23 protein-coding genes are annotated in these 25,597 nt (G+C 53.3%); 7 read left to right on the forward strand and 16 right to left on the reverse strand.

Translation table 11 applies throughout. The features are described 5' to 3' along the window. Window positions 1–65 precede the first annotated feature (65 nt). Together OEW58_08345 and OEW58_08350 are read right to left on the reverse strand one after the other, a co-directional pair. Window positions 66–266: a hypothetical protein gene (locus OEW58_08345; protein MDH5301355.1), complete on the reverse strand. Its 201-nt coding sequence runs from the start codon at window positions 264–266 to the stop codon at window positions 66–68. A 57-nt stretch (window positions 267–323) separates the two neighbouring features. Next, complete coding sequence (locus OEW58_08350; GenBank protein ID MDH5301356.1) at window positions 324–803, reverse strand: TlpA family protein disulfide reductase; 480 nt, start codon at window positions 801–803, stop codon at window positions 324–326. 218 nt (window positions 804–1,021) lie between these two features. Between OEW58_08350 and OEW58_08355 the strand changes: the two genes are divergently transcribed. Genes OEW58_08355 through OEW58_08365 form a run of 3 tightly spaced genes read left to right on the forward strand, consistent with a single transcriptional unit; the run spans window position 1,022 to window position 3,613 of the window. Further along, window positions 1,022–2,122 carry a hypothetical protein gene (locus OEW58_08355; GenBank protein ID MDH5301357.1) on the forward strand — a complete coding sequence of 367 codons (1,101 nt, stop codon included), beginning with the start codon at window positions 1,022–1,024 and terminating at the stop codon, window positions 2,120–2,122. Continuing rightward, complete coding sequence (locus OEW58_08360; protein ID MDH5301358.1) at window positions 2,122–3,072, forward strand: hypothetical protein; 951 nt, start codon at window positions 2,122–2,124, stop codon at window positions 3,070–3,072. Before OEW58_08355 ends, OEW58_08360 begins: the two co-directional genes overlap by 1 nt. Then, window positions 3,062–3,613, forward strand: a complete 552-nt coding sequence (locus OEW58_08365) for a peroxiredoxin family protein (protein MDH5301359.1) — start codon at window positions 3,062–3,064, stop codon at window positions 3,611–3,613. The genes OEW58_08360 and OEW58_08365 overlap by 11 nt, the downstream gene beginning before the upstream one ends. Here the strand turns inward: OEW58_08365 and OEW58_08370 are convergent. From OEW58_08370 to OEW58_08385, 4 genes are all read right to left on the reverse strand, one after another. Further along, entirely contained in the window at window positions 3,610–4,302 is a 693-nt protein-coding gene (locus tag OEW58_08370; GenBank protein ID MDH5301360.1) for a DUF1722 domain-containing protein, read from the reverse strand. The two genes, OEW58_08365 and OEW58_08370, sit on opposite strands and share 4 nt — an antisense overlap. A 146-nt stretch (window positions 4,303–4,448) precedes the next feature. Next, complete coding sequence (locus tag OEW58_08375) at window positions 4,449–6,950, reverse strand: S8 family serine peptidase (GenBank protein ID MDH5301361.1); 2,502 nt, start codon at window positions 6,948–6,950, stop codon at window positions 4,449–4,451. Window positions 6,951–7,294: 344 nt separating this feature from the next. Further along, window positions 7,295–8,398 carry a lactonase family protein gene (locus OEW58_08380; protein MDH5301362.1) on the reverse strand — a complete coding sequence of 368 codons (1,104 nt, stop codon included), beginning with the start codon at window positions 8,396–8,398 and terminating at the stop codon, window positions 7,295–7,297. 206 nt (window positions 8,399–8,604) lie between these two features. Continuing rightward, a complete protein-coding gene (locus OEW58_08385) occupies window positions 8,605–10,752 on the reverse strand; it encodes a beta-propeller fold lactonase family protein (GenBank protein MDH5301363.1) in 2,148 nt (715 codons plus the stop codon). A 307-nt stretch (window positions 10,753–11,059) separates the two neighbouring features. On the opposite strand from OEW58_08385, the gene OEW58_08390 reads away from it, so the two are divergent. Beyond that, window positions 11,060–14,341 carry a hypothetical protein gene (locus OEW58_08390; protein ID MDH5301364.1) on the forward strand — a complete coding sequence of 1,094 codons (3,282 nt, stop codon included), beginning with the start codon at window positions 11,060–11,062 and terminating at the stop codon, window positions 14,339–14,341. A gap of 69 nt (window positions 14,342–14,410) precedes the next feature. On the opposite strand, the gene OEW58_08395 is transcribed toward OEW58_08390, so the two are convergent. The 3 genes from OEW58_08395 to mog all read right to left on the reverse strand — a co-directional run bounded on the left by OEW58_08395 (window position 14,411) and on the right by mog (window position 16,721). After that, on the reverse strand, window positions 14,411–15,406 hold the full coding sequence (locus OEW58_08395) for a sigma-54 dependent transcriptional regulator (protein ID MDH5301365.1): 996 nt from the start codon (window positions 15,404–15,406) through the stop codon (window positions 14,411–14,413). Beyond that, complete coding sequence (locus OEW58_08400; GenBank protein ID MDH5301366.1) at window positions 15,354–16,091, reverse strand: sulfite exporter TauE/SafE family protein; 738 nt, start codon at window positions 16,089–16,091, stop codon at window positions 15,354–15,356. Before OEW58_08400 ends, OEW58_08395 begins: the two co-directional genes overlap by 53 nt. Before the next feature lie 69 nt (window positions 16,092–16,160). Next, entirely contained in the window at window positions 16,161–16,721 is a 561-nt protein-coding gene (mog, locus tag OEW58_08405) for a molybdopterin adenylyltransferase (protein MDH5301367.1), read from the reverse strand. 96 nt (window positions 16,722–16,817) lie between these two features. Here mog and amrB point away from each other — a divergent pair, with 96 nt between their 5' ends. Continuing rightward, a complete protein-coding gene (gene amrB, locus OEW58_08410; GenBank protein MDH5301368.1) occupies window positions 16,818–17,603 on the forward strand; it encodes an AmmeMemoRadiSam system protein B in 786 nt (261 codons plus the stop codon). Window positions 17,604–17,625: 22 nt separating this feature from the next. Continuing rightward, entirely contained in the window at window positions 17,626–18,228 is a 603-nt protein-coding gene (gene amrA / locus OEW58_08415) for an AmmeMemoRadiSam system protein A (protein MDH5301369.1), read from the forward strand. Between the two features lie 8 nt (window positions 18,229–18,236). On the opposite strand, the gene OEW58_08420 is transcribed toward amrA, so the two are convergent. Both OEW58_08420 and OEW58_08425 read right to left on the reverse strand, forming a co-directional pair. Next, window positions 18,237–18,701: a DUF1178 family protein gene (locus OEW58_08420; GenBank protein ID MDH5301370.1), complete on the reverse strand. Its 465-nt coding sequence runs from the start codon at window positions 18,699–18,701 to the stop codon at window positions 18,237–18,239. 45 nt (window positions 18,702–18,746) lie between these two features. Then, on the reverse strand, window positions 18,747–19,562 hold the full coding sequence (locus tag OEW58_08425; GenBank protein MDH5301371.1) for a hypothetical protein: 816 nt from the start codon (window positions 19,560–19,562) through the stop codon (window positions 18,747–18,749). A gap of 158 nt (window positions 19,563–19,720) precedes the next feature. Between OEW58_08425 and OEW58_08430 the strand changes: the two genes are divergently transcribed. After that, window positions 19,721–20,098, forward strand: a complete 378-nt coding sequence (locus OEW58_08430; protein MDH5301372.1) for a PilZ domain-containing protein — start codon at window positions 19,721–19,723, stop codon at window positions 20,096–20,098. Between the two features lie 18 nt (window positions 20,099–20,116). Here OEW58_08430 and radA read toward each other — a convergent pair whose 3' ends face one another. The 5 genes from radA to OEW58_08455 form a co-directional block, all read right to left on the reverse strand. Beyond that, complete coding sequence (gene radA / locus OEW58_08435) at window positions 20,117–21,493, reverse strand: DNA repair protein RadA (protein MDH5301373.1); 1,377 nt, start codon at window positions 21,491–21,493, stop codon at window positions 20,117–20,119. 114 nt (window positions 21,494–21,607) lie between these two features. Further along, entirely contained in the window at window positions 21,608–22,687 is a 1,080-nt protein-coding gene (alr, locus tag OEW58_08440; GenBank protein MDH5301374.1) for an alanine racemase, read from the reverse strand. Next, window positions 22,684–24,084: a replicative DNA helicase gene (gene dnaB / locus OEW58_08445; GenBank protein ID MDH5301375.1), complete on the reverse strand. Its 1,401-nt coding sequence runs from the start codon at window positions 24,082–24,084 to the stop codon at window positions 22,684–22,686. The genes alr and dnaB overlap by 4 nt, the downstream gene beginning before the upstream one ends. A gap of 108 nt (window positions 24,085–24,192) precedes the next feature. Then, on the reverse strand, window positions 24,193–24,639 hold the full coding sequence (gene rplI, locus OEW58_08450; protein ID MDH5301376.1) for a 50S ribosomal protein L9: 447 nt from the start codon (window positions 24,637–24,639) through the stop codon (window positions 24,193–24,195). Window positions 24,640–24,691: 52 nt separating this feature from the next. Beyond that, window positions 24,692–25,585 (reverse strand): hypothetical protein, encoded by an 894-nt coding sequence (locus OEW58_08455; protein MDH5301377.1) that lies wholly within the window; start codon window positions 25,583–25,585, stop codon window positions 24,692–24,694. Window positions 25,586–25,597 lie beyond the last annotated feature (12 nt).

Here is a 25,597-nt window from a genome sequence, read left to right on the forward strand (position 1 = left end):
AAACACCTTTCCCCCAAAAAACAAACAGCCCCGAAAGGGGCTGTCTGCTGTTATCGACCGGTGGATTACACCAGGATGATCTTTGACGAGGTAAACACCGCCAGGGCCACGACAACAATAAAAACTTCCCAGATAGACAAACTCATCGCGCCACTTTCAAAAATACGTTCTAGATAAAAAGCGGCGCGATTGTAAGGAAAAATGCCAAGCCCCTCAATCGCGGTTCCGTGTCTTTTCGATGAATTATTTACTGCACAACCATTCATAAAAACGATTGATCATATATTCATCGTTTACCTGTCTCGGTGGCACCTGCCGACCAGCTACTTGGCTAGCAATTCCTTGATCTTGGCTTCCAGTTTGCCGGCATCTTCACTGCGGAATCCGTAGTGCACTTCGGCGATATTGCCCTTGCGATCGATCAGGTACGAGGTCGGCATCACACTGACTTCGTACTTGTCCGCCACCGAGCCATTCAGATCAAAACCGATGGTGAACTTGGCCGGGTACTTTTCCAAAAACTTGTTCGCTGGCTCGCGCTCGGAATCCAGGCTGATCGCCACCACTTCCAGCCCCTTGGACTGATACTTCGCCTGCATCTCGTTCATCCACGGGAACGAATGCCGACATGGGCCACACCAGCTGGCCCAGAAATCCAGCATCACCACCTTGCCACGATACTGCGACAACGTGATATTGCCCTTTTGCCCAGCCACCGTAAACGCCGGCGCCGCCACGGTTTTGTCCGCTGCCATCGCTGGAAACACCAACAGCATCGCCATCATCAAACCAAAAATTCGCATACCTTGCTCCTGACCAATCCGAGCCCAGTTTAGCAAAAGTTAAGCGTCGCCACAGCGATGCAAACTGTGTGATTTCACACACCCCAGTGTTGCATTTCACTCAATTTCATCAGTCGGACTACAGATGAATATTCTCAACACATTGAAAATATTAGTCAAAATAACTTGGTGCGCAATTTGCCATAGTCACCGCAAACTTTTGCTATCGAGGTCGCATCATGAAGTTCACCACGTCTGCTTTGACCATCGCCGCCACTCTGTCATTGGCCGCCTGCGTCCTACCCACAACGGAGCAAGAGCACGATGACGACCACGAGGGGGAGCACCACCATCACTGTCCTGTCGGCCAGGTCGAGCTGACCAGCTCAGATGGCCGCGACCTTTGCGTCGAATTGGCCAGCATCTTCCCGCTCGCGCTGGGAGCCGGCCCTGCCGCTCCGGGTAAGGTAGAGCATAATTTCCGCATTTACGATGCTCACAGCAACGCCCCGCTGGACGTGCGTACAGATGCCAGACTAACCAGTCTGTCGGTTTATCCGCTGATGACCATGACCAATGGCCACAGCCACTCCACACCGTACCAAACCAGCATTGATAGCAGCGATGCCGCCAACGGCAACTACCGCAACGTGGTGTACTACCTGATGCCCAGCAGCATGAACGGCACCACCATGGGCAGCTGGCAATACCAGGTACAGCTTAAAGACATCGGCGCCGATTTGACCGCAAACACTGGCGACGACCGCTTGCTCAAGGCCAACTTCAACCCCAACCTGGCGATGATCATGGGCGGCAACAAGTTTCTGGAAAAAACCGAGCGTCGCAGCAGCGGCGTGTACGACGACAAAATCCTCGCCATGGACATGGCCAGCAGCACCTATCGCATGTACGGCATCTGGCTGGACAGCGTCAGTAACAACAACGATGGCAGCCACGCCCTGCAACTGTTCATTCATGCCAAAAACATGATGCCCGGCCAGGATCACAACATGGCTATGGACATGTATAGCTATCCTGGTCTGAAAGCCGGCCTGACCATGACCGATGAAAACACCAACGCAGTTACCATTGATGCCGTCACTGTTGAGGTCAGCGCCGTCGCCAATCCTGCGCCAACCGACTGGATTACCCTCGGCGCCACCTTGGTCGACGGTTACTACGCCGCCAACATCAGTGGTCTGGCCACTGATGCGCAAACCACCCTGCAGGTTCGCGTCACCGTCACCAGCACGGTCAACGGCATCAGCAACACCGAAGAAATGAGCGTTGCCGGCAGCGATGCCACCATGCCCACACTGATCTTCACTGCGCCACAGTGATGTCAGCGCTGCTCCGTTCACCGATTCTGGCGCTGGCCCTGCTGGCCAGTGCATCGGCGCAGGCGGGTTCCTGCTGCGGCGGCGGCAGTGGTGCCAATGTGCTGCTGCCCAAAACCAGCGAACGCATGGTCGATCTCACCAGCTCGGCGGAAATTTACGATGGTCAGTGGAACCGACAGGGCAAATGGGAAGCCGATCCCGCCGGCTCGGATCTGCGCCAGTACCGTCTTAGCGTTGCCGGTGCCTGGCGTCTGGCCGACAACTGGCAGGCCAGCGCGGCCCTGCCCTATGCCTGGAATCGCAACCACTACAACCAGCTCCAGTCCAACACCTCCGGCCTGAGCGACGCCCAGCTCAGTCTGTGGTACGAAACCTTCGACAACCCCATGTGCGTCTACAAGGTACGCAGCCCCAAAGACCTGCAACCGGCCATTTATCTGGGGCTGGGTCTGACGGTTCCGACCGGCGTTTCACCCTACGATGACGTGAAAGACAACTTCGACATTACCGGCCGTGGCTTTTATCGGCTGGATACCAACCTGATCGTCGACAAAACCATTTACCCCTGGACCGCCGCGCTGCAACTAGGCTGGGGCTATCACTTTGAACGCGACGTCAACCGCGACAACGGCACCTGGGTCGAACCCTACCGCAAACAGCTGGGCCAACGCCGCAATGCCAGCCTGTCGGTGGGTTATGTGATTTTTGACAGCAACATGAACGAGTTCACCACCACGCTCGGCCTGTCACAAGTCGAGGAAGACAATGCGCGGGTTAATGACATCGTCAGCCACGGCACCAGTTTCATGAAGCGCGCCGCCAATCTGGCCTTCAGCTGGTCAAGCATGGACAAAGACTGGGTAATTAAAACCTCCTGGAGCCACGCCATCCAGGGCACCGCCTTCCCCGCCACCGACATTTACAGTTTCGGAGTCAGTCATGCGTTTTAGTCTGCTGCTTGTTTTTTTGCTGGCACTCACCGGATGCCAGGATGATCTGCTGCCCTCTGGCGAAGACAAACGCCCATCAGTCATTGCCGGCAGCATCGGTCATTTGCCCACGCAAAAAATCGCCGACTTCACCCTGCCCTCCACCCAGGGCGGCAATCTGAGTTTGTCGCAACTGGTCAACCTGGACGGCAACAACGCCACCCCGGCGGACGCAGTGGTGATCTACTTCACCATGTGGTGTTCCACCTGCACCGATCACGCGAATTCCATGGTCAGCGAAGTTGAACCTACCTTCAACGGCAGCAAAAACATTCGCTACCTGATAGTGGATTACGTCTCCGGCAGCCTCAACACGGCCTCACAACAATTAACTGCCCCGGAATACAGTTTTTTCGACATTCTGGTCGACGCCAACAACAGCGTGCAAAACCAACTGCACGGCGGCATGGGCATCACCGTCATCATCGACAGCCAGGGCATTATTCACATGAACCAGGATTACAACGTGGTGAAGGTGGTGGACGTACTGGCGGGAATTTAAAGCCACACCATTAATTCACTGAGCGCCGTGGAGTGGCCAAGATACGGCTGCTGGGATGTTTTCACATTTTGCTGCGTCATGATCAGCAATTTTTTCAATGACCAGGACTCAACACTGCCTTTGTGCGCCGCATTTGGCACCTCAGAAACATAACCCCACATGTGTTGCAATGCATTGCGCAGCCCGCCTTCCGCAGGCGGTGTACGCAGCACATCAACCAGTTCCACACAAAGCGCGTCAAAACTGATTTGCTGACCGGACACATCCCGACCAATTTTTTTGTATCTGTTGGGGTCACGCGCCAGCACCGAATATTTATGCTGACTCCACAACTCCTGCGCATTTCGTGGGAAGGGTATTCGACCATTTTCCTTGCCGAGATATTTACCTTTCAGCAATTCAAATTGCACATGCGGCTCATCAATATACACCGATGGCCAGGCACCGCGATTGGAAGCGGTTCGCACCGGCGATTTATCTTCATAGCCGCGCAGTTGCATTTCGCACACCAGCGCCCGATGCCGCAGCTTGAGCGCCCAACCATAGCCCACCCAACGCAACGTTTCAGGATGCTGTGAATAACCTTTTTTACCATTCACCAGAATCGACACCAGCCCGTGCAACTCGCGGTGCTCCCCCAGCAAACTTTGCCGATTCAAATACCCCGGATGGATGTCCCAGATTCGCATGGTTCACTTTCATAACATGGAAACAGACTAGAGTAACTTCGTTTCTACAAATCAGACAACACACCTGGAAATCCCCTAAAAAAAATAGCCCAGAAACATAAGTTTCTGGGCTAACAAGATTTAGCTGACCGGAAAAAATCTTATCGTCAGCACAAATTATCCACGTAATACACCACCGTCTTCGAATTGGAAACGCCGTTTTTTGTCACCGTCAGTTTTACCTTGTGCTCGACTAAACCGCATGTACCGTTATGCTTTAACTTCGCGTTATTGAGCACTCTGCCTGTGCCCAGATGCTCGGTGAACTGGCTATAAGCGGTTATCCCGTTGTAGGTAGTACTCCAACTGAATGCTCCATCAGGAAGGAAATATGGAATACCTGCCACTGTGCCTGCGAAAATGTTGTCCGTGCTAAGCGTCAGCAACACATAATTTCCATCGGCATAATTATTCGCAATATGAGTAGTACCACTGGCAGGTGTAATCGCACCTATGGCTGGTGGAGACGTAGTTGCGTTGGGCAAAATGGTGATAGCCCGTCTTGCCTCATGACTCTGGTATCCATCGGATCCGACCAGGCGTAACGCATAATTCCCAGGCGCCAGCGTGTTGGCAGGAACATCAACGGAGTGGCCATTGCCCAAACTGAGTTCGCCGACATACCAACTCATTTGCGCATCAGTGAGCCTTCCACCTATTTCGTTTTGATCGAAACTTGTACCAGTTAAGGTAAACTCCTGGTTTGCGTAAATAGTCGCTCTCACCTCAGGTGAAACTATTTGCACGACCGGAGCATTATTGGTCAAGGTCAGGACAACTGCATCTGACGAGGAAACACCGTTTGCCGTCGCAACGGCGGTAATGGTGTGGACACCCGCACGAAGGCGACCGGTATACATCAGTACCTCACCCGTTCCAAGCTCACCATCAACACTGCTATACCACGTTGTTACTGGCGGCTCGACGCCTGCTGGCGTTACGCTCGCCTCAAATCGCAGTGTCGGCGTATTGGCCCGGATAGTTTCCGGCATAGGCGACACGATATGTATGGCCGGTGGAACCTGTCCATTTAATGCCTGAGATACCGCGCCATAGGCATTTATCCATCGATGCACTTGAGCAGGAGCACCTACATGAGCGCTGGACAACAAGATTGCCTCGATTTGATCACCATTCAGACTACGATTGGCTGCGGACACCAGAGCCGCCACGCCCGACACAAATGGTGCCGACACACTGGTTCCTCCGGCAATATGAACCTGGTTTGCGGTCAGATCACCATCGTCAGGACCTACCCAGACACGCATCGGCGCCCACAAGTCTATTGCGCCATGCATACGCCGCGATGCATAACTGGACCCTCCGTCACGGTAAGGTCCGTCCCAACGCATGCCTCCGACACACAGTGTACCTATCATCTCACATGGCATGGTAAAGTCACCTGAATCCAAATCGCGTCTAGACTGATTGCCGGCGCTGGCAATAACCAGGTAACCTGCCGCACGCAAACTGGCACCGAGAAAATGCGGCGCTGCGCAAACCCCGGCTGTGCCCATAAAAAATCCGCTCATATCACACACCCACTGATCAACGGTAGCGGACGCACTGATGTTCACAATGCGAGCGGCAGACAAACCATCAACAATGCCTGCCATATAGCGAATAAATTCAAAGAAATCACTGGCTGGTGCCTGTAATAGATGCGGTTGTACCACCGGGCCACCAGTACCTGCACCACCAAAACTATCGTCCACCTTGGCCGCCATCACATGCGTAACCATGGTACCGTGCCAGTCACAACCAACACCGCTACAGTCGTCAGCATTGGGAACGTCATATCGAGTCCGCCCCACCAACACGGTATCAGCTGGCAGCTCCTGTGTGTTTCGAAATCCCCCATCCATGACTAGCACCGGCACTCGTTCACTCAGCTTGCTGTTTGCATCCAGTGCACGCCATGCTTCAGCAACACCGATATCCAATGGGCCACCAAGTTTCATGTACGGCCACTCGAATGCATTGCGCGTGTAATCTGCCGCAAAAATATCCACAGCACTGACTGCTTCGGTTGTCGTTGAAGTTGAAATTTGCTGTGATTCCATCACGATGTTGGGCATTGCTGCTATCCCCAAGCGTGATGCCGTTGCATAGGCCGCCAATGTCAAATGCGATGCATTACTGGAAACGCGAACACTGTCACTCAGATTCAGTGCCTTCAGCACTGTTTCCAAATCATCGACCGATACTCGAGAAGTATCCAAACGAATCGCGTGATAACTCACACCGTATTTATCACCCACTTGAGCAAAGTCCCAGGACGCCAGAACTGTTCCACCCATTGTATCCAGAAACTTGCTCAGCTCAGCCGGGCTTTTCACGGCAAGCAGAATTTCCTCTTCAATAATTCGGAACGTATTTCCATTAGGACTAACAACAACACCGATATGCCGCTCTGGACTGCCATCAATAAATGGCGTCAGCATGGTGGCGTCTTTATCCAGACTGGAATCGATTACAATGACGCCTTTCACCGCCAGTTCGTCATTTTTTTCACATGCAGTTAGCAAAACTGTGGTGAACACAAACAGTGTAATCACGATAAAACGTGAAACCCAGGAAACATGCGTTCGAGATTCGGATTTATTCATTGACCATTCCTTTTTAAACCACCAGATGCTGCTCATGTCTCGAGCCATAAAAATCGCATATTGACGCCATGAATTTTCAATCTACGTTAGGTCTGGTTACATCAAGGTTACAGATACAGAAAAACACACGACGGACCAAGAATGTTTTATTCAAAGAACAAGACGGGGATTAAGAATAAATTTGTTTTGTTCTTTGTCGATATTCTCGGCGATCAAAGCCATACCGATAACTCAGACCAAAATCCGCCGCACACGTGTACCGACAATGAAATAGTGTGGGCGGATCTATTTGCAACCAGCCGTCAGCTGCGTGGAATGGATATTCCCTCCAATATCGCGAAACCCTAGTATCCACGCTGAGTAAAGATTGAGGCCGGGTTCGTTCCAGTCGTCACCGTATCCACCAAAGTCAGCGTACCCATTGCTGCATCTATCGAAAACGTCATAGCGTTATTCGAGCTGTAGTTAGCCACATAAGCGTACTTGGATGATGCATCGATAGTAATGGCACCCGGTGAAGTACCCGCAGTCACTGTACCAATACTGGTGAGTGCTCCAGTCGTCGCGTTGATGCTGTAAGCCGAAATATTGTGTGAACCTGCATTGGCGACATAGGCAAACTTGCCCAATGCGTCGATGGCAATCGATGTCGGTGCCGTGCCTGCGGCGTAAGGACTACCTGCAATCTGGCTTAACGCACCCGTAGACGCATTGATGGCATAAACCGAAACTTTGGAAACACCCACATTGGTCACGTAAGCAAATTTGCCAGAAGGACTTACCGCCACCGACTGCGCCACCGCGCCGGTTGCAAATGGGCTGCCGGCAACCTGGCTCAGTGCACCAGTTGTGGGATTGATGCTATAGGCTGAGACATTTGAACTACAACCGTTGGTCACGTAGGCAAATTTACCAAGCGGATCCATGGTAACTGTCGTCGGACAAGTTCCCGCCGCAAACGGACTGCCAGCAATGGGTGTCAACATTCCCGAAGCATCAATGCGATAGGCCGAAACATTATTGGAACCATTGTTGGGAACATAAAGGAATGATCCGGTTGGGTGCACGGCAACGTAGTTGGGTGCCGTCCCCGCCATCACAGCAGTACCTAAACTGGTCAGCGCGCCACTTGTCCCGTCAATGCTGTAGGCCGACACTGAATCGCTACCATTGTTGGCCACATATGCAAATTTTCCTGCCGCATCTGTCGTCACCGCCAACGGAAGATTTCCCGTCGCGACCGAACCAATGCTGTGCAACGCACCCGTCGAGGGATGAATACCAAAAGCAGAAACACTGGCATTGCCATAATTTGCCACATAGGCAAATTTGCTAAATGACGTGCCTGTTGTTCCGCCACCGCCGCTACTACCACCGCCACCACAGGCAACTAGTCCGAGCAACGCAAAAACAAGGACAGCTGTACATTTAAAATTCACAATGCTCATTTATAGTCTTCCCAAAGTTTGAGGATAGAAATAATCTGATGCTAGCAACGGCGAGGTTACAAATAAGATATGTATTGCTGGAAAAATCACCTCGGCTCCATACTGATTGGCCTGAACATCAACACCAACTAAACATTTTCCTGCTGCCCCATAAAACAAAACAGGCTGACACTTCAAGTGTCAGCCTGTTCACTATGCGTTTCTAATTATTGATAACCACCGCTGCTGGTAACAGCCATGGGCGCTGTCCCTACCGCAACGGTCGCTGGCGTCATCGGACTGAGCGCGCCATCTGCACCTATCGCAAATTGTGCGATGTTGGCGTCACTGATATTCGCCACGTAGAGATATTTGCCGGAAATATCAACGTTCACCGATCGCGCACCAGCGCCGACCGCAACGGTCGCCGGTGTCATCGCGGTCAACGCGCCATTCGCGCCAATGACATATTGCGAAACCGTGGCGCTGCCAGCGTTAACCACATACAGATATTTTCCGGTCGGATCTGTCGTCACCGACGAGGGATTGGTTTCCGCCGCCACTGTCGCGGGCGTCATCGCCGTCAGCCCGCCGGTCGCACCAATGGTATATTGGGAGATATTGGCGCTACCGTAATTTGCCACATAGGCGTAACGGCCCGAAGCATCAACCGTAACAGCCGAAGGAACTCCTCCTGCCGCTACCGATGCAGGTGACATCGCAGAAAGCGCGCCCGTTACCACATCTATCAAGTACTGATAAACACCCCCAGCCGACGCCACATAAAGATATTTGCCCGCTGGGTCCATGCTCAACCCCGCAGGCGTCGATCCAGTCGTCACCGTCGCGGGAGTCATCGCACTCAACCCACCCGTTGCACCAATGCTGTATTGCGAAATATTGGCACCGCCCGCATTGGCGACATAGGCAAAACGGCCAAACGGATCGATTGCCACCGCACTCGGCAACGTTCCGGCGGCCACCGTCGCGGGAGTCATGGCAGCAAGCGTACCATCGCTGGTGATGCTGTATTGTGAGATGGAACTGGCGCCATAATTCGGCGCGTAGACGTACTTACCCATCGGCCCGACTGCCACCGAATAAGGGCTGACAGCCGCTACGGTCGGCGTAGCCAGAGGACTCAAACCACCAGAGGCGCCAATGGCGTATTGCGAAATGGTGGCGCCACTGGAATTGGCCACATAGGCATACTTGGGCACCACCGTGATAGGGCTGGTGCCACTGCTCATTGCGATGGCAGTAGGGCTGTCCAAACTAGCCACTCTGGCCGGTGCTATTGCGGTAAGACCGCCATCAGCACCGATCGAGTATTGCGAGACAGTCGAATCCACACCGTTTACCACATAGGCATATTTATCTGTCGGATCGATCACTACGTCTGTACCGCCGATACCTGACGCTACCGTTGAGGGCGTCATGTGACTGAGGGAACCGTCCGCAGAGATGGTATATTGCGCAACAGTTTTTGTGGCGGTGTTCACCACATAGGCGTATTTACCCTTCGAATCCGTGGCAATGGCAACAGGACCGCCACCCAGGGTCGTAATAGACGGCGAAGCCATAGGCACAAGACCTCCATCAGCACCGATCTCATATTGTGAAACGATGCTGGCAATCGCATTCACCGCATAGAGATATCGGCCTGTTGGATCCACGGTCACTGAATAGGGCTGCGCACCCGTCACCACCGTTGACTGAGTCATGGCGCTCAGGTGACCGTTCGCGCCAATGGTGTATTGCGAGATACTGGCACCACTGGTGTTGGCAACATAGGCGTACTTACCCGAGGGGTCCAGTACCACAGCGCGGGGGTTTGCACCTGTCGACACCAGTTCTGGCGTCATCGGAGTCAGTCCACCGGTAGCATTAATGGTGAACTGGGAAATGGTGTTACTCCCCGAGCCTGCAACATACGCATACTTACCCGTCGAATCGATCACGATAGAACGGGGTGCGGTTCCTGCGACCACCGTCGCTGGTGTCATTGGTGTGAGAAGCCCTGTTGCATCAATGGTGTATTGAGAGACATTGTTAGTCGACACATTCGGGACGTAGACATACTTGCCAGAGGGATGCAGCGTCACGGAGAACGGGCCAGTTCCTGCAGCCACCTTATCAACCCACTTCAAACGCCCAGTACTTGCCTCCACCACGTAGGTCGAAACACTGTTGTCACCCCCGTTAGCCACATAAGCAAAGCGCGGATAATTTTTCAACGTATCGGTGGGCGACCCCGGATTTGCGGAATCACTACTATTATCACCGCAACCCGCTAAAAATATCGGCAGCATCAGAATCGCCATCAAAAACAACCCTGACCTGATAGATACTCGCTTCAAAGAAATGCCTCGCATCTGTACTCCTCCGCCTGTTTCTCGCTAGTTTCCCATACAAAACATTGCAAGCTGTTTGTGACCGGGCGACCGGCGACAACAACAAATGCTTGCCATATGCCTAAATGGACCACCTTATAGACAAAGAGGATACAAATGAGTTACTTATTGCCTTAGATCTCAGGATTATTCGATTGTTTGGAAGGGGCGAATCCCAAGCTCAGGCTCTGTCCCATATATTCTGTCAACCTACTGTGAAACATCATCGGAATGAATCGGCAGTTGCCAACTGGACTTGTCGTGAGTCATTAATCGCCAAGGTGAACATTTGAAAGATAAGCGCAAGGGTCAAGCCCCAGCTTCAGAACGATTGACTCAAAAACCCAACAAAACCAGATCAAGTACACGATCAAGGCTGACCTCATCCATTATTTCAAAGATTGAGAAGCCTACGTATTCTCAAATAATCATCCGCCAACGCCTGTTTAGCGAACTGGATAATGCGCGCAGGAAACCCATTACCTGGATTTCAGCTCCGCCCGGCTCGGGAAAATCATCACTGGTAAGCAGCTATCTACAACAGCAAGACAATCCATATCTGTGGTACCGAATCGACGATGAGGATATGGACTTCGCCAGCTTTTTCCACTATTTGGGGCTAGCTGCAAAAAACATTTCGCCACGCAGCAGAAAACCACTGCCTCATCTAACATCTGACCACATGCTCAGTCTGTCGGCGTTTTCATTGCGGTATTTTGAAAATCTATTTTCTATCATTCCCAGACCCGCCTTAATTGTTTTCGACAACTATCATTGCCTCCCCGAAAACTCTCCGCTGCATACAATATTGGTTAGCGTGTTTGAACGACTTCCTTCAGACATAAACATTATCGTTCTAAGCCGAGCAGAACCACCGTCAACCTATGCAAAACTAAGGGCGCAAAATGCCATATCATTCATGGGCTACGAATCCATAAAATTCACCCAGGATGAAACCAGTGAGTTCATAACGAAAGCTCACCAAAACAATATCCATCCAGAATTGTTAATCCGCCTGCAAAAAAAGACCGATGGCTGGATAGCTGGCTTGGTACTCATGACTGAACACTCCAGGGTTCACGATCTAGACAAAGAGAAAATTGACAACATACCAAAAGAAACTTTGTTTGATTACTTTGCTAACGAGATTTTGGTCGACATGGACAATAGTGACCAAAAGATACTGGTGGCCAGTGCATTACTCCCAGAAATGACACCAAGCACATTAAACAAACTCACCAAGAGCCATCATTCACTAGCACTAATTAAAGAGCTTAACCGAAAAAGTTATTTTATTTCCTTGCACAACGGCACTGAAGAAACATATCAATATCACCCATTATTCCGCGACTTTTTGTTAGCGAGAGCAAATAGCTATTTTTCTGACCAGGAAATCATTGATCTTAAAATTTGTGCCTCAGAAATACTTGTTGAAGTTGGCAGCCTTGAAGACGCCTGGAAACTACTGATTGACCTGCAGAAATGGGAAAGTCTCAAAACATTGCTACTCTATCATGCCAATAGTTTGGTCATGCAGGGACGTATTCAGAGCCTGAACACCTGGCTTTCGCATATTCCTGACATTAAAACCGATCCGTGGCTGCTTTATTGGCGAGGCGCTTGTCAGATGTTTATTGATCCAGCATCAGCCCAGTCTGACTTCAGCACCGCCTACACTCTATTTCACTCGATAAATGACGTCGAAGGACTGTATCTTTCCTGGTGTGTCACCATGGAATGTATGCTCTTGCAGCTTAAAGGAAGTACAGAATTAAATGGCTGGCTGGATGAGTTTGATACACTGCGTCAACGTCACGCTAAATTTCCCAACATAGAAATTGAAGCACGCGTTGCGTACTGTGCCGCCTCTTCAATGATTCAACTTAGACCCAATCATCCAAATTTTTCCACCTGGATGGCACGTGCCGTCGAATTGCTGCCGCACCTTCCTGGTACCAACACCAGGCTCAAGGCCGCAGCAGAGCTTGGCTACAAAAATACCTGGCTTGGTGATTATGCGCTCGCCAAACAGCTTTTGAGAGAGGCTCATCGCCTAGCCAGCCAGCCCGATGCAGCTCCCGTGCTAACAACCATGCTCCTTACTTTTTCCGCCATCCTTAGTTGGGGAGATTCCTCGTCAACAAAACAGTGGCCAAAAGTTCTTGAGGAAGCCTGGAAAAACCAGGAGCAACTGGATGTCCCGATCTGGGGTCCCTTCCTCCTGCTATGCTCAATTTTTGGAAATCTCATCGATGGTAATGTGCTGGCCGCTGAAAAGATGACCCAGCAACTTAGCGACCTTAAACATGATGGTGGCGCAATCGACCCCATTAAACTCCATGCCCCCGCATTGCTTGCATATCACCAGGGAGACTTTGTTTCCGCGCTAGAATATGCCGACATTTCTCTAAAAAAGGGTTCTTCCACAGGAAACTTTTTTATTGATGCCATGGGCTATATTTTAGTTTCGCAACTGCACTATGAGCTTGGCAACACTGAACTTGCATGGAGTCATTTTCGCTCTGGAAAAAAGATCGCCGAAGAAATGAACAGCCGTTCATTACTCGACATATTTTTGTTAGTCGAGGCCCGCATACTTCTTGAGTCAGGAAATAAATCCGCCGGCCTGCTGTCATTGAGAAACAGCCTGGTATTAAACAAAAACATGGGCGCCCCCTGCACTCCTTATGTTACCCGCACAGTGCTTACTCAGATATACACCACGGCATTGACTGAAAATATTGAAGTATCCCATGTGTGCGAATTAATTAAGCGAAGAAAATTAATTCCCGAATCGCCGCCTATTGAAATTGAGAATTGGCCATGGACATTGAAAATATACACTCTGGGGAGATTTAGCGTATTAAAAGAAAATAGGCCATTGGCCGTTTCTCGCAAAACGCCCAGAAAATGCCTGGAACTTTTAAAATCAATCATTGCCTTAGGAGGTCGCGACGTTAGTCTAGCCAAATTAGCTTCGGTGCTGTGGCATGACATTGATGGCGACATCGGTCTGCAGTCGCTTAAAACCACCGTTCATCGTTTACGAAAGCTCTTGGGAAATGATGATGCGTTGATTATTAAAGATGGACAAATCTCACTGAACGCCCACATCTGCTGGGTTGATGCTTGGGCTTTTGAACGTCATTCAAAACTCACTGATGAAATAATCGAATCTGGCATTTCGGATTCGATAGAGCAACAAACCGCCACATTATTTAATTTGTACTACGGCGCATTTCTTGAGCGAGAACCCGAATTAACCATCACATCGGTGTTGCGTGAAAAATTGCGCAGCCTATTTTTACGTAAAGTTACAAAAATATCCGACCATTGGATCAGTGTCGGTTCCTGGGATAAGGCAGTTGACTGTTGCACAAAGGCTCTTGAGGTTGAACCCCTTGCTGAAGTGTTATATCAAAACCTGATGCTGTATTACATGCGGAACAATCGCTTTTCCGATGCACTGGCTAGCTACAATCGCTGCCGAAGCGTTCTACAATCATCACTCGGCATAAACCCATCACCTGACACAGAAGAAATCCGTAGCCAACTGACAAGTTTGGGCTGACTTAGAACCCTCACAGCAGCCGGACCACCGCCTATACGATATTGTCGATCGGAAAAACTATCCCTTGCTTCAATCGCGCAGTTCGTATTTTTTCATGCGGTACAGCAGGGTGTCGCGGCTGAGGTTGAGCAGTCTGGCAGCGCGGCTGCGGTTGCCGCCGCATTGTTGCAGCGCCTGTTCGATGGCCATTTGTTCCAGTTCGGCCAGACAAATGCCTTCCTGAGGCAGAGAGAAGAAACCGGGCTTGGTGCCTGTTTGCACGCCACGAATTTCGGCGGGCAGGTTTTCCAGTTCAACCGTTTTGCCGGAGAACAGAATCACCATGCGTTCGCAGAAATTGCGCAGCTCGCGGACGTTGCCGGGCCAGCGGTAGCTGTGTAGTTGTTTCAGTGCGGACTTGGCAAACACCGGAGTCTGCAAGCCATGACTGGCCGCCAGTTGCTTGCTGAAATAGTCCAGCAGCGCGGCTACGTCGCCGGAACGCTCACGCAGCGGTGGCAATTCCAGTGGTACGATGTTCAGACGATAGAATAAATCCTGGCGGAAAGTGCCCTGACGCACCATCTCGGCCAGATTGCGGTGGGTAGCGGCGATGACGCGGGTATTGACCTTGCGCGGTTGCGCTTCACCCAACGGTTGGATCATGCCCAGTTCGAGGAAGCGCAGGAATTTTGCCTGGATGGACAGCGGCAGTTCGCCGATTTCGTCCAAAAACAGAGTACCACCCTCGGCGGCCTGAATGCGGCCAGTGTAATTGCGGTCCGCACCGGTGAACGCGCCCTTGCGATGCCCAAACAGTTCGGATTCGACCAGATTTTCCGGCAATGACGCGCAGTCCACTGCGACAAACGCCCCGCTCTTGCGCGGGCTGGCCAGGTGAAGTTCGCGCGCCAGCAGTTCTTTGCCAGTGCCACTCTCGCCCTGCAACAGCACACAGACATCCGTACAACCAACCACGCGTGCGGTGTTCAGCAGGGTCTGAAACTGTACGGAATTACCTACCAGTTTGTTATCAGTGATTTTCATGGTACTGCGCTTCCCCATGCGTAGGCATGGCATGCTCATGATCCTTTTCCTGCACGGCATAGATCGGTGCGACCAGTGCCATGACTATCAGGGATATGCCCGCCGCACGCCGCAATCGCACGGATTGCGACAGACGGACTATCCAGCTGCTAATAATACCCGCACTGATTACAGTGGGTAAAGTCCCTAAACCAAAAGCGAGCATTAATAACGCCGAATCGGTGGCACTGCCGGCAGAGGCAGCCCACAGCAAAGTAGTATAAACCAGGCCACAGGGCAGCCAACCCCAGACGGCACCGAACATCAGCGCCTGCACCGGCGTTTTGACCGGCATCAAACGTCGTCCAATAGGCTCCAAATGCAGCCAAATGGGCTGGCCCAAGGCCTCCAGTTTGCGCAATTTGGGAAACCAGCCGGCCAGATACAGACCGATGGCCAGCAGCACCAGCGCCGCCACCCCTTGCAGCACGTAATAGCCGTAATTGGGACTGAGCATCTGGAACACGCCACCGCTGATCCCGCCCATCAGGCCACCGGCAATGGTGTAACTGGTAATCCGGCCACTGTTGTAGGCCAGCACGTAGGGCAGCAAGCGCCGCCGGTTTTGGTGGATCTCGCTGGGGAGACTGAGGGTCAAGGCGCCGATGATGCCGCTGCACATCCCCAGACAATGCAAGGTGCTCAACAAACCTATGGTAAACGCAATGAGCAGCGGGTAATCCAAGGGGACCTCGGGGCCAAAAAGGAAACCGCCACCTTAGCAGCTATCTCCTTGAAAACAAAGTTAGACTGGCTACAATTTGCCTTCGCGCTTTAGCAACGCATGCTTGGGACGAAACGCAACAACCACCTCAAGATGGGTCTCGATAAATGGACCATCCAGCAAATCAATGCAATACGGCACGGCGGGAAAAACCGCGTTCAAACAGTCGGCAATGGCCGAGGGTTTGCCCGGCAAATTGATGATCAAACTGCCACCGCGAATCCCGGCGGTCTGGCGCGACAATATCGCCGTCGGTACGACCTTGAGCGATTCGGCACGCATCAGCTCACCAAACCCAGGCATCAGTTTGTTGCACACGGCTTCGGTGGCTTCCGGTGTTACATCACGCGCCGCCGGTCCAGTGCCGCCAGTGGTGACAATCAACTGGCAACCGGCGTCGACCAGTTCGATCAGAGTTTGCTCGATCAGCGCCTGTTCGTCCGCGATCAGTCGCGACACACCTTGCCAGGGGGTGCTTAGCGCCCGTTCAAACCAGGCGGCAATGGCCGGACCGCCGCGATCGTCGTACTCGCCTCGACTGGCCCGATCGGACACAGTCACAATGCCGATACGCAGATCCTGTTCTGCCATGAAACACCCTCATCAAAGTTTGTGAATGCTTAACTGCCTGACTAGTATCTAAATATACGTGGGATGTCCGCGTGGGTCGAGTGATCAGGAGGAACAATGACTAGTTGTCGAATGCCCGCTGTGGCCGGTGTGTTTTACCCCGAGGATGCGACCGAATTGCGCCAACAGGTGCAGCGCTACCTGTCGCAGGCCACGCCGCCGCCCTGCTCACCCAAAGCGCTGATCGTGCCGCATGCCGGTTATGTTTATTCTGGAGCAGTGGCGGCCAGTGCCTACGCGTCGCTGGCGACCATCGCCGATCAAATCCACCGGATTGCCTTGTTTGGACCAGCGCACCGGGTGGCATTGCGCGGTCTGGCGATCAGTGCTGCCAGCGCATTTGAAACCCCACTGGGCAGCGTGCCGGTAGACGCAGAGATGCGCGACCAGCTCCGCCGATTCCCGCAAGTACAGGTCAGTGATGACCCACATCGACTGGAACACAGCCTGGAAGTACAGTTACCGTTCTTGCAGATGCTGCTCAAACAGTTCACACTGGTGCCGTTGGTCGTGGGCGATGCCACTGCCGAGGAAGTCTGCAGCGTGATGGATTACCTGTGGCAACAACCGGGAACGCTGATTGTGGTCAGCTCTGACCTCAGCCATTACCACAACTATCAACACGCCCGTCAGCTGGACCAGCAAACCAGCGACGCCATTGAGCAATTACAACCTGACAGCATCAGCTACGAACAGGCCTGTGGCCGCAACCCCGTCAATGGTCTGCTACTATTAGCTCAGCAACGACAGTTACAGGCGACCACCGTTGACCTGCGCAATTCCGGCGACACCGCAGGCAGTCGCGACAGGGTGGTTGGCTACGGCGCCTACATTTTCCATTAGATCACCACAAGGACAACAATAAATGATTCGAGAGGAAAATCAGTCTCTTCTGCTGACCATCGCCCGCCGCGCCATTGAAACCGGACTACAATCCCCTGGCAGCCATTATTCGCCCGACGAACGCCAACTGCCTGCCGAACTGAAAAAAAATGGCGCGACTTTCGTCACCCTGCAAGTCAACCATCGGCTGCGTGGCTGCATCGGCTCGCTGGAAGCCTATCGGCCCCTGACCCAGGACGTCGCCGCCAACGCCTACGCGGCGGCATTTTCAGATCCCCGTTTCTCACCGCTGAGCATGGCCGAATTCCATCAGTTACACCTCAGCATTTCCATTCTGACCGAACCACACCCAATCGAATTCAGCGACGAACCGGACCTGCTGCGCCAACTGCAGCCCGGCAAAGATGGCCTGATTCTGGAGTCGGGTCACCATCGCAGCACGTTTTTACCGTCAGTCTGGGAAACCCTGCCCGATAAAACCCTGTTCATCGAGCAACTCAAACGCAAGGCCGGCCTGCCAGAAAGCTACTGGTCAGACCAGCTGCGCGTATCGCGCTACCACACCGAAAGTTTCGGTTGCGACATCAAGCCAACAGATCAGGTCGCCTACAGCCATGGCCACTGATTCTGTGGTCAGTTGAGCTTGCTTTTGTCGATCGGCGCCAACGGCATGCTGAGCACTTCGATGCCTTCCTCGCGCAGTTCACTTAACTGATCGCCGCTGGCCACTCCGTGAATGTTGCGCTTTTCCGCCTCTCCGTAATGGATTTTCTTGGCTTCCTCGGCAAACCGGTTGCCCACGTCGTCGCTGTTGTGGCGAATAAAATCCTGCAAATGCGCCAAGGCTTTTTGCAGTAACGGCGGTACCTCGGACATTGCGGCGGGCGCGGGGACTGAAGAGGGCGTTTCGGTGGGACGGGGTTCCGCGCGCTTACCGGTCTGGACATAGCTTGCGGTGGGAATTTTCACGACCTTTTTGCTATCGCAAATCGGACAACACAGCAATCCCGCGCCTAACTGCGACTGATAGTCATCAATGGAACGGAACCACCCTTCAAACTGGTGCGCCTGATCACAGCGCAAATCGTAAATCACCATGCTTTGCTGCCACTAATAAACCTGACAGCTATTTTACCAGCTAAGTTAGAACTGCAAAGTCACACTAATAGCATCCATTTGACTGGCCGGCTGATAAAATCCCTGTTCTATCTTTGATGCTCTGAAGCGGTAGCTATCGTAGGCCAATTTTACCGATACATAGCCGAACGGACCGCGGCACAAGCGCAAAAAATCCACCGAGGCAAATAAAGACGGCTCCGGACGGGGGAACAAGGTAATCGTATCAAGCGAGGCAAATTCCATAACATCCAGCGGATATTTCAGCCCTGCCTGAAAATATATCTGCGTATCCTGCCAGGACTGCAAACTGCCCAGCGCGGCACGCCCCGCCAGCACACGATACATCTCGTAATAGCCACGGGCATAATTGCCAGCTGAATCCCTGGCACCTCTGAGCGAACGCACCCAGCTATTAACTTCCAGTCCACCGAGCATATCCACCCGGGGAGCAGTCAAACGCTGGCCAGCCATGAACATCATTCGTCCACCCAGGTAATCGGTTTTGGTCTCTACTGAATTAAAATTCCCGGCCGCATCCTGCGATTTGCCATCGTAATTCACCCGACCGGTATACATCCGCAAATCGATTTCGTAGACCACCCCCATCAACTTTCGAGCATAGTTATGCTCCTTGACTCCCCACCCCCAACGACTACCGGACTCGGTCAGCAACAAACTGTCATCCAGCAAGTATTCGCGCCACTGATAATATTCAGAGGACAAGGTAAAATCCATTTCCCGATATGGCCAATAATTCAGCTTGCCCTGCTGCGCCTGAGAGTCCAGCGCAAACATGGCTAACAAAATCGCCATCAGACTACTTGCTTTTATGCGGTTCACGTCTCAACCTGTGTAAGTTAATGCCGCTTGGTTATTTGTATGCGTGCCATCAAAGATGACGAATAACCTTCAAATTTGGTGCCACTGCAACCGATACACCTTTGCAGACGGCTAAAATCAGCCGAATTTTCTGATTTGTCGGAAGGAATTACTAATTCATGAGCACAAAAACTGCTGAAAAAAATCAACGTCGCTTTTCCCGCATCCCGTTTGAGGCGTCTGTGACCCTCAATTCGCCTAAAGGAAAATGGACAGGAAAATTGTTGGATATTTCGCTGAACGGCGTGTTGATCACCCGACCGCTAAGTTGGCTGGAAAACAACGAAAACCGCGTAATGCTGGAAATTCACCCGCCCGGTGAGCAGTTTAATATCCGCATGGAGGTGGAAGCAGTGCATGTTGAGAAGGAATGTGTGGGGCTGCGCTGCGTGCATATCGATCTGGACAGCGTGTCGCATCTGCGCCGACTGATCGAATTAAATATCGGCGACGACGATATTTTGCAGCGCGAACTCACCGAGCTGATCAAAAACTAACGATGCAGCTGCCGCCGCTCAGATTAGTTGCAGCATTTCATCGATGCGCGCCACGGGCGTGATTTCCATGCCCTCGATGGGACGACGCGGCAAATTGGCGGCCGGCACAATTGCGCGTTTGAGGCCATGTTTTGCCGCTTCGCGCACTCGTTCTTCTCCGCCCGGCACCGGGCGGATTTCTCCTGCCAAACCGACTTCGCCAAAGATCAGCATGTCTGCCGGTACCGGACGATTACGAAAACTGGATAGCGCTGCCGCCAACACCGCCAGGTCCACGCCGGTTTCCGACACGCGAACACCGCCAACAACGTTGACGTAAACATCCTGATCGAACATCGCAATGCCGCCGTGCCGATGCAATACCGCCAGCAACATTGCCAAACGATTTTGCTCCAGGCCCAGCGTCACCCGGCGCGGATTGGCGGTGTGGCTTTCATCCACCAGCGCCTGCAATTCGATCAGCAATGGCCGACTGCCTTCGCGGGTCACGGTGATCACGCTGCCGGGCACCTGCTGCTGATGACGCGATAAAAAAATCGCTGAGGGGTTACTCACCTCGCGCAACCCTTTTTCGGTCATGGCGAACACGCCCAACTCGTTGACCGCGCCAAAACGATTTTTCACCGCGCGTATCATGCGAAACTTGCCATCAGGCTCGCCTTCGAAATACAGCACCGTGTCCACCATGTGCTCCAGCACGCGCGGTCCGGCGATCACGCCTTCCTTGGTAACGTGGCCAACCAGAAACACCGCCGTACCGGTTCGTTTGGCGAACTGCACCAGTTGTGCGGCGCTCTCGCGTAACTGCGATACCGATCCCGGCGCCGACGTGACTGCCTCGGTGTAAATCGACTGGATGGAGTCCACCACCATCACCCGCGGTTTTTCCTCGTGCGCACGCGCCAGGATGGACTCGACCTGGGTTTCGGCCAGCAATCGCAACTGCTGCGCCGCCAGATTCAGCCGCTGCGCCCGCAGACTGACCTGCTGCAACGATTCCTCACCGGTCACGTACAACACTGGCTGCTGCTGACTCAACGCCACCAGACTCTGCAACAACAAGGTCGACTTGCCGATGCCGGGATCACCACCGATCAACACCACCGAACCGAATACCAGACCACCGCCCAGCACCCGGTCCAGTTCAGACAAACCACTGTCCACCCGCGCCTGATCAACATTTTCGACCTCGGCCAGACTCAGCACCCGCGACTCACTAACCACGTTGCCTGCATAGCCGGCAAAGCGGCTGCGAGCACCGGCAGACGCCAGGGTGGGCGCAACCACAATTTCAGACATGGTGTTCCAGGCGCCACAATCTGCACATTGCCCCGCCCATTTGCTGCTCTGCGAACCACAGTTACCGCACACATAGGCGGTTTTAGCCTTGGCCATGCTTACTCCCTGATTGTGATGTTTGATTGATCAGTCCGTTGGACAATGAGCGCGTCAGCCAACCGATGAACATCGGCCAACCTCGGATAGGTTGGCCGAAAAGACGGGGAAATTTCAACTATGAACGTGATCCAAACGCACCCGTGAGGTGATTCCGCACACCAGTTCGTAGGCAATGGTATTGGCATAGTCGGCAATCACTTCCGCCGCCAGCCCTTTGCCCCACAGCACCACCGGGTCACCGACTTTATCGTGGCTGTCCGGCCCCAGATCCACGCAGATCATGTCCATGCTGACCCGACCTGCCAACGGTACCTGACGACCATTGACGAGTACTGGCGTACCATTGCGCGCATGACGGGGATAGCCGTCGCCGTAACCTATGCCGATCACACCGATCCGGGTGTCACGCTGGGTACGCCAGGTTGCGCCGTACCCCACCGCTTCACCGGCCTTGATGTCATTGATCGCCATCAGACAACTGCGCAGCGTCATCACCGGACGCAATCCCAGACTACTGGCCGGCTGATGACCAAACGGTGAAATGCCGTACAGGGCAATGCCGGGGCGCACCCAGTCAAAATGGCTCTGCGGCTGGGAAAACACCCCGGCGGAATTGGCCATGCTGCGCGGCAAATTCCAGCCATCGGTCACCTGATTAAACCGCTGCAGCTGGCGCTCGGTGCGGGAACTGTCCAGCTCGTCGGCACCGGCAAAGTGGCTCATCGCCGTGATGCTGGCAACATTGCGGCAGCTCTGCAATTGCTGCAACGCCTGAGCAGCGCTGTCCAGCGCAAACCCCAGACGGTGCATGCCGGTATCGATTTTGAGCCAGGTATGCAGCGGTCTGGACAAAGTGGTCTGCCGCAGCAAATCGATCTGCAACTGATGGTGCACCACCACCTGCAAGTCGTAACGAACGCAGGCTGCACGCTCTTCAGTATCAAAAAACCCTTCCAGTACCAGCAATGGTTTGGTGCAACCGGCCTGACGCAGGGCCACCGCCTCGCCCACGTGGGCGACACCAAACAAATCGGCAGCATCCAGCGAGTCAATCATCGACTCCACGTTGTGACCATAGGCATTGGCCTTGATCACCGCAATCACGCCCGAGCGGGGCGCTACAGCACGCACCAGTTGTAAATTATGGCGCAGCGCCGAATGGTCAATGGTCGCTACGGCATGACAAATCATTCATAACCCTCGTCATCATAAATGGTAGGCACATAGTCTTCGAATCGAGTGTATCGACCCAGGAAGGTCTGACGTACAGTACCGATGGGGCCATTACGCTGCTTGCCGATGATGATTTCCGCGGTTCCCTTGTCGGGGCTGTCGGGGTTGTACACTTCATCGCGATAAATGAACACGATCAAGTCAGCGTCCTGTTCGATCGCACCCGATTCACGCAAGTCCGACATAACCGGACGTTTGTTGGGGCGCTGTTCCAAGCTGCGGTTGAGCTGTGACAAGGCAATAACCGGCGCGTTCAGTTCCTTGGCCATGCCCTTGAGGTTACGCGAAATTTCGGAAATTTCCGAGGCACGGTTTTCATTGTTGCCCGGTACCTGCATCAGCTGCAAGTAGTCGATCACCACCAGGCCCAGCGGACCGATTTCCCGCGTCAAACGCCGGCAGCGGGCACGCAATTCGTTCGGGCTAAGCGCGGGGGTATCGTCAATGAAAATCGGCGCATCATTGAGGATACCCACCGCGTTGGTGAGTTTCGGCCAGTCTTCATCAGCCAGATTACCCGAGCGCAAATTCTTCTGATCGATCTTGCCTATTGACGACATCATACGCATCGCCAGCGAGTCGCCCGGCATCTCCATACTGAACACCGCCACCGGCAAACCGGCCAGCACGGCGACATTTTCGGCAATATTCATCGCAAACGTGGTTTTACCCATGGATGGACGACCGGCAACAATGACCAGATCACCCGGCTGCAAACCCGCCGTCTGACCGTCAAAATCGGTGAATCCTGTGGGTACACCGGTAATGGGATTGTCCTGCTGGAACAATTGGTCGATTTTGTCGACCGCGCGATTGAGCAGTTCGTTGATTCCGACAAAGCCCTTTTTACCCTTGGCGCCTTTTTCAGCGATCTGGAACACCATGCGCTCGGCTTCATCGAGAATTTCTTCGCTGCTGCGACCCTCGGTGTTGAACGCCCGTTCGGTCAAGGTGCCACCAATGGTGATCAGGCTGCGCAAAATGGCGCGCTCGCGCACAATGGCCGCGTAGTGTTTGATGTTGGAAGCGCTGGGAGTATTTTTCGCCAAGGTCCCCAGATAGGCCAATCCGCCCACCTGATCCAGTTGATTGCGATTGGCCAAAAATTCTGAGACGGTAATTACGTCCAGCGGCTGATTCTGCGCTGCCAGTTGCGACAAGGCTTCAAAAATCAATTTGTGATCGTGGCGGTAAAAATCTTCCTGAAGAATAACGTCCGACACCTGATCCCAGGTGCTGTTGTCCAGCATCAAGCCCCCCAGAATCGCCTGCTCCGCCTCCATGGAATGTGGCGGTATGCGTAGGCGTTCTGTTTGGGCATCTTTAATTGGCGATGAAATTACCGGGTCTGACATGGCGTCCAATTACTGTCCTGATTTGATTATCCTGAATTAATTTTTTTGGGGCGTAAAAAAACGGCGCGGACCATCAGGCACGCGCCGTTTTTCAAGATTGCTTACCGCTTAGGCGGCAGTTACAACCAGCTTCAGAACGCCGCTGACGTCTGCGTGCAATTGTACACTGATTTGGTATTCGCCCGCATAACGGATCGCACCATCAGGCAGAGAAACCTCGCCCTTGGCCAGAGCAACGCCCGCAGCCGTTGTTGCGTCTGCGATATCGCGTGTACCGATTGAGCCGTACAGTTTGCCTTCGTCACCAGCTACGCTGCTGATCTGCACAGTCAATGCTTCCAGTTGCGCCAGGCGCGCCTGGGCAGCAGCCAGTCTTTCAGCCGCTTGCGCTTCCAAATCAGCGCGACGCGATTCGAAAGCTTGCACGTTGTTAGCAGTGGCAGGAACTGCCTTGCCTTGAGGAATCAGAAAATTACGTCCGTAACCAGCGCGAACGTTTACCCGGTCACCGATGGCGCCCAGATTTTTTACTTTTTCCAGCAGAATGATTTCCATGGTTCTACCTCACGTTTCGTCCCCGCAGGGACGTCTAAAATCAAATAAATCGTTACAATTTCGCTTTGATGAATCGCCGCAGGTCTACCCAGGCATCCGCCAGGCCAGCCAGCGCCAGCAATACCGCCAGTTGTGGCAAGAAGAACATCAGCAGCACATACACGCCCAGCAACCAAAGTCCACTGACTCCGGCTCGCTCGGTCCAGCAATGCAACAATGCCAGCCCCGACACGGCATACAGCGCCACCGACACAATGGCCATGTCCGCTGCCAAGCTGCCGATACCGCCACCAACCACGGCCCACACGGTAACCAATACGGTCAACACCGCACCGGTTTTATCCAGCCGAAGTTCATTGAACTCCTTGCCGAACCCACCGGGGTTGTACAGCAATGCCTGCCACCAGCGCCCCAGGAACAACGCAATCGTTGCACTGAGCAAAAATGCCGAGGCCATGATCGCCGTCATCAACTGGGCGGTTGATCCCAGGACAGAGCTCAGGTCCAGCGCCTGTTTGTTCAGCGCGTCAGCCAAGACCTTGTCCAGCACCTGCTGCCACCAGCCAACCGTGTCGCCCAGCACCACGTGCATGCCGATCACCGCCAACAGGCCCAGCAAACCGCCTACCGCCATCGTCAGCGCCAGCGAAATGGAACGGCGCAACACCAGCGCCAGAATCCACACCGGCAACCACACCACCAGCGCAAAAATCAGCGCCAGCAGGGGCGAGTCGATCATCCACATCGACAAGGCCGCCATCGCCAAGCCGGCAATAGCTGCCACCACCAGTCCCGCCTGCGCGCCATTGCGCAGGGTGACCAGGGCGATAATGCCACCGCTAACATAACTGAACGGCGCCAGCACCAGTGACAACGCGGCAAACACCATGGTCACCAGCGCCGCCTGCATTTGGCCACGCATTATGTAGGTGGCCAGCGATTTCATCATACGATCCTA

The organism is Gammaproteobacteria bacterium, from assembly GCA_029884425.1.
Lineage (GTDB): Bacteria > Pseudomonadota > Gammaproteobacteria > S012-40 > S012-40 > JAOUHV01.